Genomic DNA, 13167 nt, shown 5'->3' with positions numbered 1-13167 from the left:
ACTGCACGTTCGCCGCCGACTCGGTTGAGCCGGCGGCGTCCGGGAAGTATTACCAGCGGTAGTGTGCGAAGGCCTTGTTGGACTCGGCCATCTTGTGGGTGTCTTCGCGACGCTTCACAGCGGCTCCGAGACCGTTCGAGGCATCCAGGATTTCGTTCTGGAGGCGCTCGGTCATCGTCTTTTCGCGGCGGGCCTTGGAGTAGCCAACCAGCCAGCGGAGGGCGAGGGCCGTGGAACGGCCCGGCTTGACCTCGACGGGAACCTGGTAGGTGGCGCCACCGACGCGGCGGGAGCGGACCTCGAGGGAAGGCTTGACGTTGTCCATGGCCTTCTTGAGGGCGGCAACCGGGTCGCCGCCGGACTTGGCGCGTGCGCCTTCGAGTGCACCGTAGACGATGCGCTCTGCGGTGGACTTCTTGCCGTCAACCAGCACCTTGTTGATCAGCTGAGTGACCAGCGGGGAGCCGTAAACGGGATCTAGTACTAGCGGCCGCTTGGGGGCCGGACCCTTGCGAGGCATATTACTTCTTCTCCATCTTTGCGCCGTAGCGGCTGCGGGCCTGCTTACGGTTCTTCACACCCTGGGTATCGAGGGCGCCACGGACGATCTTGTAACGGACACCCGGAAGGTCCTTAACACGGCCGCCACGGACGAGCACAATGGAGTGCTCCTGCAGGTTGTGGCCAACACCGGGGATGTAGGCGGTGACTTCAACGCCGCCGTTGAGGCGCACGCGGGCAACCTTACGGAGAGCCGAGTTCGGCTTCTTCGGGGTCGTCGTGTAAACGCGGGTGCAGACACCGCGGCGCATCGGGCTGCCGTTAAGCGCGGGAGCCTTGGTCTTCTTGACCTTAGGCGTGCGGCCCTTGCGGACCAGCTGGTTAATCGTAGGCACTCTCGTGTTCTCCGTTTTATCCGGAGCGGTCGTTGACGGCCGCTCTCTTGTCGCTTCGCCTCGCCGCTCGAGCTTTGAAGTTCTCTCCAGAGCAGCTGAGGCGAAGCCTTAATAGTCGGACCGCACACCGGGCCTCCGGACTCTCATCCTGGACTGCCCCTAGGCATGCGAAAATGTGGCATACGTTGCACAAGAACCCTGCAAACCGGAAACGTCGTCCTGATTGAACCTTTCGGCTGCAACCGGCGCACTCATCCACTGCCACAATAACAATTAGTCTCAAGTCTAACACGGACGGCCCCCAGCCCTTAATCGGCGGGCTTTCGGGCCCAACCGCCGCCGGCCGCCTCCCGCCGTCGAGTGCTGAGATACGGCCCTTCCGGAGCCCGAAAGGGCGGCATCGGAGCAACCGACTGACCAAGGGCCGGAGGCGCTGGCACCGGGGACGCGGCAGGCTGCGGGTTAAACGGGGATGGTCCCGCACCTTGCGGTGCGGGACCATCCCTGGCAGAGCTACGACGGCCCGGAGGGGCCGCCGTGGCGGTTAGCGGAAGTCGCTGCCCAGATCGTAGTCATCCAGCGGGATGGCGTGGAACTCAGGAGCTCCGTCGCCGCCCAGGGAGTCGTAGGAGAAGTCGCTGAACGCGCTCGGGCCGGTGAACAGATTGGCCTTCGCTTCTTCAGTCGGCTCCACCGTGACCTCGGTGTAGCGCGGGAGACCCGTGCCGGCCGGGATGAGCTTACCGATGATGACGTTTTCCTTGAGGCCGAGCAGCGGATCGCTCTTGCCTTCCATGGCCGCCTGCGTCAGGACGCGGGTGGTCTCCTGGAAGGAAGCTGCGGACAGCCAGGACTCGGTCGCCAGGGACGCCTTGGTGATACCCATGAGCTCGGGACGGCCGGAGGCCGGCGTCTTGCCCTCGGAGACCACGCGGCGGTTGGCATCCTCGAAGCGGCTGCGCTCGGCGAGCTCGCCGGGCAGCAGATCCGATTCACCGGACTCGATGACCGTGACGCGGCGCAGCATCTGGCGGACGATAACCTCGACGTGCTTGTCGTGGATACCGATGCCCTGGCTGCGGTACACGCCCTGGACTTCGTCAACCAGGAACTTCTGCGCGGCACGGGGGCCCATGATGCGCAGAACCTGCTTGGGGTCGACCGGACCGTTGATGAGCTTCTGTCCGACACTTACGTGCTCGCCGTCTTCGATGAGAAGACGTGAACGGCGCAGCACCGGGTAGGCGATCTCTTCGGACCCGTCATCCGGCGTGATGACCAGGCGCATCTGGCGCTCGGACTCTTCGATGGTGATGCGGCCGGCTGCTTCAGCAATCGGTGCGACACCCTTCGGAGTACGGGCTTCGAAGAGCTCCTGGATACGGGGCAGACCCTGGGTGATGTCGTCGCCACCGCCGGCGGAGACAGCACCACCGGTGTGGAAGGTACGCATGGTCAGCTGGGTACCCGGCTCACCGATGGACTGTGCGGCGATGATGCCCACGGCCTCGCCGATGTCCACGGTCTTGCCGGTGGCCAGCGAACGGCCGTAGCACAGGGCGCAGGTGCCGACGCTGGACTCACAGGTGAGTACGGAGCGGACCTTGACCTCGGTAATGCCGGCTGCGAACAGTTCGGCAATGACGACGTCGCCGCAGTCAGTGCCGGCCGCCGCCAGGACCTTGCCCTTGGCGTCAACGACGTCCACGGCCAGGGTGCGGGCGTACGCGCTGTTCTCGACGTTTTCGTCCAGGACCAGCTCGCCGTTGGCGTCAGCCACCGCGATCGGGGTAACGAGGCCGCGTTCGGTGCCGCAATCCTCTTCACGGACGATGACGTCCTGCGAAACATCCACCAGACGACGGGTCAGGTAACCCGAGTTGGCGGTACGCAGTGCGGTATCGGCCAGACCCTTACGGGCACCGTGCGTGGCGATGAAGTATTCCAGCACCGACAGGCCCTCGCGGTAGGAGGACTTGATCGGACGCGGGATGATCTCGCCCTTCGGGTTGGCCACCAGGCCACGGATACCCGCGATCTGACGGACCTGCATCCAGTTACCACGGGCACCGGAGGACACCATGCGGTTGATGGTGTTCATCGGGGACAGGCTGTCACGCATCGCCTGGGCGATCTCGTTCGTTGCCTTGTTCCAGATCTCGATCAGTTCCTGGCGACGCTCGTCGTCGTCGATCAGGCCCTTGTCGTACTGGCCCTGGATCTTGGCGGCCATGGTCTCGTAACCGGCGAGGATCTGCGGCTTGTCCGTGGGCACCTCGATGTCCGAGATGGCGACCGTGACGCCCGAGCGGGTTGCCCAGTAGAAACCGGCGTCCTTCAGGTTGTCCAGCGTTGCCGCCGTGACGACCTTCGGGTAGCGCTCGGCGAGGTCGTTGACGATCCGGGACAGCTCGCCCTTGTCGGCAACAGCCTCAACCCACGGGTAGTCCGCGGGCAGCGTCTGGTTGAAGATGACCTGGCCGAGGGAGGTTTCGACCAGTGCGGTCTGACCCGGCTCCCAGCCTTCGGGAGCTTCCCAGCCGGCGTAAGGAACGAAGTCCTCGAGCCGGATCTTGACCTTGGAGTTCAGGTGCAGCTCGTGCAGGTCGAACGCCATGATGGCTTCCGAAACGGAGGAGAAGATCCGGCCTTCGCCAGCTGAACCGACACGCTTGGTGGTCAGGTGGTAGAGACCGATGATCATATCCTGCGAGGGCAGCGTCACCGGGCGGCCGTCGGACGGCTTCAGGATGTTGTTCGAGGACAGCATCAGGATCCGGGCTTCGGCCTGGGCTTCGGGGCTCAGCGGCAGGTGGACTGCCATCTGGTCGCCGTCGAAGTCGGCGTTGAAGGCGCCACAAACCAGCGGGTGGAGCTGGATTGCCTTGCCTTCAACAAGCTGCGGCTCGAACGCCTGGATGCCGAGACGGTGCAGGGTAGGTGCACGGTTCAGCAGCACGGGGTGCTCGGTGATGATCTCTTCGAGCACGTCCCAGACCTGCGGGCGGTAGCGCTCGACCATGCGCTTGGCCGACTTGATGTTCTGTGCGTGGTTGAGGTCAACCAGGCGCTTCATCACGAACGGCTTGAAGAGCTCCAGTGCCATCTGCTTCGGCAGGCCACACTGGTGCAGCTTAAGCTGCGGGCCGACGACGATCACGGAACGGCCCGAGTAGTCGACGCGCTTACCCAGGAGGTTCTGGCGGAAACGACCCTGCTTGCCCTTGAGCATGTCGCTCAGGGACTTCAGCGGGCGGTTGCCCGGTCCGGTGACCGGACGGCCGCGGCGGCCGTTGTCGAAGAGGCTGTCAACAGCTTCCTGAAGCATGCGCTTCTCGTTGTTGACGATGATCTCCGGGGCACCGAGGTCAAGCAGGCGCTTGAGGCGGTTGTTGCGGTTGATCACGCGGCGGTACAGGTCGTTGAGGTCGGAGGTCGCGAAGCGGCCACCGTCCAGCTGGACCATCGGACGCAGTTCCGGCGGGATCACCGGGACGGCGTCCAGCACCATGCCGAGCGGGCTGTTGTTGGTGGTCAGGAACGCGTTGACCACCTTGAGCCGCTTCAGGGCGCGGGTCTTGCGCTGGCCCTTGCCGTTGGCGATGATGTCGCGCAGCAGGTCCGACTCGGCCTGCATGTCGAAGCTCTCAAGACGCTTCTTGATGGCCTCGGCACCCATGGAGCCTTCGAAGAACATGCCGTAGCGGTCACGCAGTTCGCGGTACAGGCCCTCGTCACCTTCGAGGTCGGCGACCTTGAGGTTCTTGAAGCGGTCCCAGACCTGCTCGAGGCGCTCGATCTCAGCATCCGCGCGCTTGCGGACGTTGGCCATCTGGCGGTCGGCGGAGTCGCGGGCCTTCTTCTTGTCGGCGGCCTTGGCACCTTCACCCTCGAGCCGCGCGATCTCGTTTTCGAGGTCGCGGGCGATCGTGGCGATGTCGGAGTCGCGGTTGTCGATCAGCTGCTTCTTCTCGATGTCGTGCTCAACCTGGAGGTTGGGCAGTTCCTCGTGACGGGCATCAGCGTCGACGCTGGTGATCATGTAGGCGGCGAAGTAGATGACCTTTTCGAGGTCCTTCGGCGCCAGGTCAAGGAGGTAGCCCAGGCGGGACGGGACACCCTTGAAGTACCAGATGTGCGTGACCGGGGCGGCCAGCTCGATGTGGCCCATGCGCTCACGGCGCACCTTGGCACGGGTGACCTCAACGCCACACCGCTCGCAGATGATGCCCTTGAAGCGCACACGCTTGTACTTACCGCAGTAGCATTCCCAGTCGCGGGACGGGCCGAAGATCTTCTCGCAGAAGAGGCCGTCCTTCTCGGGCTTGAGCGTGCGGTAGTTGATGGTTTCCGGCTTCTTAACCTCGCCGTAAGACCAGCCACGGATGTCTTCCGCGGTGGCGAGGCCGATCTGCATGAGGCCGAAGGAGGATTCGCTGGACATATGGTCCCTGTTCTCTCTTGTTCTCTAAATTCTGAAGTCTTGGGTTACGGGAAGAGGGAGGTGGCGTCCGACGGCGGGTGGTGACCCGCCGTCGGACCCCGCCTGCTAAACCTCTTCTACGGAACTGGGCTCTGCACGAGACAGATCGATGCCCAGTTCTTCCGCAGCCGTGAAGACTGCGTCATCAGAGTCACGCATTTCAATTGTGGTTCCGTCCGTGGAAAGAACTTCCACGTTCAGGCACAGCGACTGCATTTCCTTGATCAAGACCTTGAAGGACTCAGGAACGCCCGGCTCCGGGATGTTCTCGCCCTTGACGATGGCTTCGTAGACCTTCACACGACCGTGGATATCATCCGACTTGATCGTGAGGAGCTCCTGGAGCGTGTAGGCGGCGCCATAGGCTTCGAGCGCCCACACTTCCATTTCACCGAAGCGCTGGCCACCGAACTGTGCCTTACCACCCAGCGGCTGCTGCGTGATCATGGAGTACGGGCCGGTGGAGCGCGCGTGGATCTTGTCGTCCACCAGGTGGTGGAGCTTCAGGATGTACATGTAGCCGACCGAGATCGGATCCGGGAACGGCTCGCCGGAGCGGCCGTCAAACAGGCGGGTCTTGCCCGAAGAGTTGATCAGGCGGTCGCCGTCGCGGGTGACGTTGGTGGAGTCGAGCAGGCCCGTGATTTCCTCTTCACGAGCACCGTCGAAGACCGGCGTTGCGACAGTGGTCTGGCCACTCTCACGCGGCAGGTTCGGCAGCTGCTTGACCCACTCGGGCTCGCCCTCGATCTTCCAACCGGTCTTGGCAACCCAGCCGAGGTGCGTTTCGAGCACCTGGCCGACGTTCATACGGCCCGGAACACCCAGCGGGTTCAGGACAATATCAACGGGGGTGCCGTCGGCAAGGAAGGGCATGTCCTCGATCGGAAGGATCTTGGAGATAACACCCTTGTTGCCGTGACGGCCGGCGAGCTTGTCGCCGTCGGTGATTTTGCGCTTGGCGGCCACGTAGACGCGCACCAGCTGGTTGACGCCCGGGGGCAGCTCGTCGTCGTTGTCGCGGTCGAAGACGCGGACACCGATCACGGTGCCGGACTCGCCGTGCGGAACCTTCAGCGAGGTGTCGCGCACTTCGCGGGACTTCTCACCGAAGATGGCGCGCAGCAGGCGCTCTTCCGGGGTCAGCTCGGTCTCGCCCTTGGGGGTGACCTTACCTACCAGGATGTCGCCGGCTTCGACCTCGGCACCGATGTGGATGATGCCGCGCTCGTCCAGGCCTGCCAGGACTTCCTCGGACACGTTCGGGATGTCACGGGTGATTTCCTCGGCACCAAGCTTGGTGTCGCGGGCGTCGATCTCGTGCTCCTCGATGTGGATCGAGGACAGGACGTCCTCGGCCACGATCCGCTGGGACAGGATGATGGCATCCTCGAAGTTGTGGCCTTCCCATGACATGAATGCCACGAGCAGGTTCTTACCGAGGGCGAGCTCGCCCTGGTCCGTTGCCGGGCCGTCAGCGATGATGCCGCCGACCTCCAGGCGCTGGCCTTCGTTCACCAGGACACGGTGGTTGTAGCAGTTGCCCTGGTTGGAGCGGGCGAACTTGTTGATCCGGTAGTTGGTCTCCGTGCCGTCGTCGTTGAGCATGATGACGAGCTCGGCGGAAACCTCGGTGACCACACCGGCCTTCTTCGCGATGACTACGTCACCGGCGTCGACGGCGGCGGCGCGCTCCATGCCGGTGCCGACGAACGGCGCCTCGGAGCGGACCAGCGGGACAGCCTGGCGCTGCATGTTGGCACCCATGAGTGCACGGTTGGCATCGTCATGCTCGAGGAACGGGATCAGGGCGGTAGCCACGGACACCATCTGGCGCGGGGAAACGTCCATGAACTCGACGTCGGCGGCGGGAACCAGCACGGGCTCGCCTCCACCACCGCGGGCACGGACCAGCACGGTCTCTTCGGCGAAACGCTTGTTCTCGTCCAGCGGGGCGTTGGCCTGTGCGATCAGCACCTCGGCCTCGTCGTCGGCGGTGAGGTACTGGACCTCATCGGACACGACACCCTCGGAGACCAGACGGTACGGGGTCTCGATGAAACCGAACGGGTTGATGCGTCCGTAGGAAGCCAGCGAACCGATCAGACCGATGTTCGGGCCTTCAGGAGTTTCGATGGGGCACATACGTCCGTAGTGGGACGGGTGCACGTCACGAACTTCCATGCCGGCGCGGTCACGGGACAGACCGCCCGGGCCAAGCGCGGACAGGCGGCGCTTGTGGGTGAGGCCCGAGAGCGGGTTGTTCTGGTCCATGAACTGTGACAGCTGGGAGGTTCCGAAGAACTCCTTGATGGCTGCCACGACGGGGCGGATGTTGATCAGGGTCTGCGGCGTGATGGCCTCGACGTCCTGGGTCGTCATACGCTCGCGGACAACGCGCTCCATGCGGGACAGGCCGGTGCGGACCTGGTTCTCGATGAGCTCGCCGACGGCGCGGATGCGGCGGTTGCCGAAGTGGTCGATGTCGTCGATCTCGACGCGCAGCTCGTGGTCCTGGCCGTCGCGCTTGCCCATGAGGGTCTTCTCACCGGCGTGCAGGGCTACCAGGAACTTGATCATGGCAACGATGTCTTCAACGTGCAGCACGGATGCTTCCTTGTCGCCAAGGGAGCGGTCGATGCCGAGCTTGCGGTTGATCTTGTAACGGCCAACCTTGGCCAGATCGTAGCGCTTGGAGTTGAAGTACAGGTTGTCCAGCAGGGACTGGGCAGCCTCAACGGTGGGCGGCTCGCCCGGTCGCAGCTTCCGGTAGATGTCCAGCAAGGCGTCTTCGCGGGTTTCGGTGGCGTCCTTCTCCAGCGTTGCGCGCATGGAGTCGTACTGGCCGAACTCTTCGAGGATCTGGCCTTCGGTCCAGCCGAGGGCCTTCAGCAGCACCGTGACGGACTGCTTGCGCTTGCGGTCGAGGCGAACGCCGACCTGGTCGCGCTTGTCGATTTCGAGTTCGAACCAGGCGCCGCGGGACGGGATGATCTTCGCGGTGAAGATGTCCTTGTCGCTGGTCTTGTCCGCGGTGCGCTCGAAGTAGGCGCCCGGGGAACGGACCAGCTGGGACACGACGACACGCTCGGTGCCGTTGACGACGAAGGTGCCCTTCTCGGTCATCAGCGGGAAGTCACCCATGAACACGGTCTGCTGCTTGATTTCGCCCGTGTTGTTGTTCATGAATTCGGCCTTGACGTACAGCGGAGCCGAGTAGGTAGCGTCCCGGTCCTTGCACTCGGCCATGGTGTACTTCGGATCAGCGAACTCCGGCTCGGAGAAGCTCAGGGACATGGTGCCCTGGAAGTCCTCGATCGGGGAGATCTCTTCGAAGATGTCAGACAGGCCCGAAGTGGTGGCGACGCTGAGGTCGCCTTCTTCGACGGCCTTCGCGACGCGTGCCTGCCAGCGTTCGTTTCCGACCAGCCAGTCGAAGCTGTCGGTTTGCAGGGCAAGCAGATTCGGAACGTCAAGCGGTTCGTGAATCTTTGCGAAGGAGAGCCGGCGGGTTGCACCGTCGGTGCTGTCGGCATTGATAGCGGTAGCGTTGTTTACATTAGAGGTGCTCGAGGCGACCAAGAGGGATCCTTCCACAGACCTTCAGGCGTTTTCAGATCTCCCCCGTTATGCACCCTGCGAAGTGACTTCGCAGTGCTACCAGTCCGGTTCCGCTATATGACCCGGGACCCGGCTGCCCATGCTGGTGCGCGTTGTAGACGGCACATTGATGGAGCAGCTGTCAGGCTAAGCCCACCGCTATATGAAGGCTGAAGGTAAACAGGGAAGACGCAAATATCTACGATACGGCAAAGCAACCTACTTGTCTACCCCACTTGCGGCGTGAATGCAAGCACGGCCCCCGCTCCCCCACGGCCTCGCCGCGGGCCCACCCACAGCCGGGACGATTCCGCGGAATGGCTCCGTGATGGGGCTCACGATAGCCTTGGAGGACATCGTTAGAGATCGGAAGAGATAACCATGAGCAACTCCGCGGACAACAATGATGTTGTCATCCTCGCCGCCGCCCGCACCCCGCAGGGGCGGCTCAACGGGCAGTTGGCCAGCTTCACCGCCGTCGAACTCGGCGCCCACGCGATCCGGGCGGCCCTGGCCGCCAGCGGAGTGAAGCCGGACCAGGTCGACTCGGTGGTCATGGGCCAGGTCCTGCAGGCCGGCGCGGGCCAGAACCCGGCCCGGCAGAGCGCCATCGGCGCCGGCATCGGCTGGAACGTCCCCACCGTCACCATCAACAAGGTCTGCCTCTCCGGCCTCACCGCCGTGATCGACGCGGCCCGGATGATCCGCAGCGGCGACGCCACGGTCGTCGTCGCCGGCGGCCAGGAATCCATGAGCCGGGCGCCGCACCTGCTGCCCGGCTCGCGGCAGGGCTGGACCTACGGCTCGGTCCAGGCACTCGACGCCGCCGCCCACGACGGCCTCACCGACGCCTTCGACGGGCAGTCGATGGGCCTGTCCACCGAGAGCAAGAACGTCACGCTCGGCATCGACCGCACCTCCCAGGACGAAGTGGCGGCGGCATCGCACCAGCGCGCCGCCACGGCGGCGAAGGACGGGGTGTTCGACGGCGAAATCGCCCCGATCAGCGTCAAGCAGCGCAAGGGCGACCCGATCGTGGTCGGCACCGACGAGGGGATCCGCCCGGACACCTCCGTCACATCCTTGGCGGCCCTGCGCGCCGCCTTCGCCACGGACGGCACGATCACCGCCGGCAACTCCTCCCCGCTCTCCGACGGCGCCGCGGCCCTGGTCCTCACCTCGCGGAAGTTCGCCGAGGACCACGGCCTGGACTACCTGGCCGTCGTCGGCAAGCCCGGGCAGGTCGCCGGACCGGACAATTCGCTGCACTCCCAGCCCTCCAATGCGATCAAGAACGCGCTGGACAAGGCCGGCTGGTCCACCGGGGACCTGGACTTCATCGAGATCAACGAGGCCTTCGGTTCCGTGGCCGTGCAGTCGCTCAAGGACCTGGACTACCCGCTGGAACAGTGCAATATCCACGGCGGCGCCATCGCCCTGGGCCACCCGATCGGCGCCTCGGGGGCCCGGCTGGCTCTGCACGCGGCCCACGAGCTGAAGCGGCGCGGCACCGGCAAGGCCGCCGTGTCGCTCTGCGGCGGCGGCGGCCAGGGCGAAGCCCTGCTGCTGTACCGCGACTGATGAGCGAGCTCGTCTCGGGCCAGGACCGCGGCGGCGGTGCCGGCAGGAAGCGTTTCCTCGCCGACGCCGCCGCGCGCGGACTTGAGGTGGAGCTGGTTGAGCGGCTGGCCGCCAGCAGCCTGGAGGAGGCCGCCGGTATCCTCGGGATCGCCCCCGGCGACATCGTGAAGTCACTCGTGGTCAAACACAAGGACGGCAGCTTCCTCTTCGCCCTCGTTCCCGGCGACCGCCAGATCTCCTGGCCCAAGCTCCGCCAGCTGGTCGGCGTCAACAAGCTCTCGCTGCCCGGCGCCGACGTCGCCCTCGCGGCGACCGGCTACGAGCGCGGCACGATCACCCCGCTCGGCAGCACCTCCCCGTGGCCGGTCTACGCGGACAGCACCATCACCGGCCGGCGGATCTCGATGGGCGCCGGCGAACACGGCTACAGCGCGTTCGTCGACGCCGACGCGCTCACCGCGGCGCTCGGCGCCGTCGTCGCGGACATCACCGAGCCGATGCCGGCCGTCTAATACACCCGGGTTAAAACCAACGCGGGGTCACTTCCAGCCCATCCGAGGCCAAAGGATGGGCGAGAGGTGACCCCGCGTTGCTGTTTCCGGCGGAAGGGTCCGTAGGAATCAGGCGGTGACGGTCAGCGGCGCCCCGTTGACTGTGAGCCGCCAGTTGCTTTGGCTGAATACGGCCGCGTCCAGGGTGCCGAGGTCCACGACGTAGTCAATGATGCGCTGCCGGATTTCCTGCTGGCTGTTGGAGAGCACCGGCGCGGTCTTCACGGCCGGGAAGTTCCCTCCGCCGCTCTGCCGGTAGTTGTTGATCGCCATCGCGAATTCCTGGCCGGCCGGGACGGGCGCCCCGCCGTACGTCAGGTTCATGATCCGGTCCCCCACCGGGCGGGCGAGGTCGATCTCGTAGTCCAGCGGGGCGTCCAGGCCGTAGACGACGTCGTAGTTATAGTCCGGGGTGCCGTTCGGCGCCATCGCGGTGGCCGCGTTCGTGACGTCCTGGGCGCTGGCCGTTGTGCCGGAGACCGGCTTGAAGTACTGCGCGGACCATTCGAGGTAGGCCTTGACCTGGGCGCCGGTGACCTTGATGGACAACAGCGTGTTGTCGAAGATGTACAGCCCGGCCACGTCGCGGATGGTCAGCGGGCCCGCCTTGACGTCCACCGCCCGCGAGAACGCCGCCGCGATGGAGAGCACCGGGAGCCCGGCTGCCGGCCCGTTGGCCAGCTCCGCCTTGATAGTGCTCGCCTGGACGTAGTTGATCGCGTCGATCGCGGCCGAGTCGCCCCAGCAGGCGGTCGCCGTGCTCAGCGGCGCGGTGGACGTGCCGATCACCTGGTTCACGTACTTCACGGTCGCCTGGTGGCCGGCCTGCACGGCGCTGACGACGGCGGCGTCGGCATCGACGGTCTTGGCGTCGAGGAGGTGGGAGTGCGCCGAGACGACGCTCCACTGCCCCCGGTCCTTGGCGAGCTGCAGGTCGATCACGGCGACGCGCATCCCCCACTTGAGGGGTTCAGTCAGGAGCACCTGCCGGCCGGTGGCCTTGTTGGTGACGAAGCGTTCCGGAATCTCCAGGTGGGCGTGCCCGACTAGGATCGCATCGATCCCGGGGACCTCCTCGGCGAGCTGGGTGGAGGCGTTCTCGGGGAACGGCAGCGCATCGCCGTAGGAAGAGCCCGGCGTCGCACCGGAGTGGCTGGAGACGATGACGACGTCGGCTCCGGCCGCCTTCATCTGCGGGATAACGGTCTTGGCCTCCTCGACGATCCCGTTGAAGTCGAGCTTGCCCTGGACGTTGTCGCGGTCCCAGAGCGCGCAGCCGGGGGTCACGAAGCCGACGAGCCCCACGGTCAGCCAGCCGTTCCCGGTCTTGACGCGCTTGAGGATGTACGGGGTGAAAGCGCGCTGGCCGGTGACGGCGTCGTGCACATTCGCGCCGAGCAGCGGGAAATCCAGCTGCTTTTCCCAAGTCCGCAGCAACGGGATGCCGTAGTTGAATTCGTGGTTGCCGAGCGCGACGGCGTCGTAGCCCACGGCGTTCATGGCCAGTGCCATGGGGTGCTTGACGGTGTCGGAGATGGGGTTGACCTTGGCGAAGTAGTAGGCCAGGGGCGCGCCCTGGATCGTGTCCCCTGAGTCGATGGTGAGGGTGTTGCCGGCGCCGCGTTCTGCCCGGACCGCCTTGATCAGGGTGGCGGCCTGCGCGATGCCGATCTTGTTTCCTGCGTTGTCCGAATAAGGCACGTCCTTGAAGTAGTCCCAGTTGAAGACGTTGTTGTGCAGGTCGGTGGTGCCGAGCACGGTCAGCTGGAACTGCTTCTTCCCGTTGGCCGGCGCGGCCTGGGCCGCCGGGGCGCCAGAGAGGGCGGCAGCGGCAGCGCTGCCGCCGACGAAGGCCGCGGTGAGCATGGCGCGGCGGGAGAACGAAGGATTCGGATCGGTCATTGGGTGGACTCCTCAGGGTTTGGCGGCCGGTCGGCACAGAGCCAAAGTCTAGGGGCCGCGCACGCTCCTGAAAAGGAGAGCCCCCAATCATTTACAGAAGGTTCACCTGGGCCGGATCCGACCCGGAACGCAGGAAACCCCGCCCACCGGAGTG

Annotated in this window: 7 protein-coding genes; 2 read left to right on the top strand and 5 right to left on the bottom strand. The window is 65.2% G+C overall.

Annotated features, from left to right (window positions below; all coding sequences use genetic code 11):
* Nucleotides 1-49 precede the first annotated feature (49 nt).
* The 4 genes from rpsG to rpoB form a co-directional block, all read right to left on the bottom strand.
* A complete protein-coding gene (rpsG, locus tag AC1DBD_RS02745) occupies nt 50-520 on the bottom strand; it encodes a 30S ribosomal protein S7 (protein WP_026531948.1) in 471 nt (156 codons plus the stop codon).
* 1 nt (nt 521) lies between these two features.
* Nucleotides 522-896 carry a 30S ribosomal protein S12 gene (gene rpsL / locus AC1DBD_RS02740; RefSeq protein WP_011692814.1) on the bottom strand — a complete coding sequence of 125 codons (375 nt, stop codon included), beginning with the start codon at nt 894-896 and terminating at the stop codon, nt 522-524.
* A gap of 544 nt (nt 897-1440) precedes the next feature.
* Nucleotides 1441-5340, bottom strand: coding sequence for a DNA-directed RNA polymerase subunit beta' (locus AC1DBD_RS02735; RefSeq protein ID WP_476892119.1), 3900 nt, complete (start codon nt 5338-5340; stop codon nt 1441-1443).
* 105 nt (nt 5341-5445) lie between these two features.
* Nucleotides 5446-8961 carry a DNA-directed RNA polymerase subunit beta gene (rpoB, locus tag AC1DBD_RS02730; protein WP_138768564.1) on the bottom strand — a complete coding sequence of 1172 codons (3516 nt, stop codon included), beginning with the start codon at nt 8959-8961 and terminating at the stop codon, nt 5446-5448.
* 399 nt (nt 8962-9360) lie between these two features.
* Between rpoB and AC1DBD_RS02725 the strand changes: the two genes are divergently transcribed.
* The gene (locus AC1DBD_RS02725; RefSeq protein ID WP_476892118.1) at nt 9361-10560 is read left to right on the top strand and encodes an acetyl-CoA C-acetyltransferase; all 1200 of its coding nucleotides are present in this window, start codon (nt 9361-9363) and stop codon (nt 10558-10560) included.
* Nucleotides 10560-11072 (top strand): aminoacyl-tRNA deacylase, encoded by a 513-nt coding sequence (locus AC1DBD_RS02720; protein ID WP_441417030.1) that lies wholly within the window; start codon nt 10560-10562, stop codon nt 11070-11072. The genes AC1DBD_RS02725 and AC1DBD_RS02720 overlap by 1 nt, the downstream gene beginning before the upstream one ends.
* A 108-nt stretch (nt 11073-11180) precedes the next feature.
* Here the strand turns inward: AC1DBD_RS02720 and AC1DBD_RS02715 are convergent, their stop codons facing one another.
* A complete protein-coding gene (locus AC1DBD_RS02715; protein ID WP_476981369.1) occupies nt 11181-13013 on the bottom strand; it encodes a bifunctional metallophosphatase/5'-nucleotidase in 1833 nt (610 codons plus the stop codon).
* Nucleotides 13014-13167: the final 154 nt, after the last annotated feature.

The organism is Arthrobacter sp. 10T419 (genome assembly GCF_056394105.1).
Note: the sequence above shows the minus strand (reverse complement) of the source record. Positions and strands in the feature narration are given on the sequence as shown.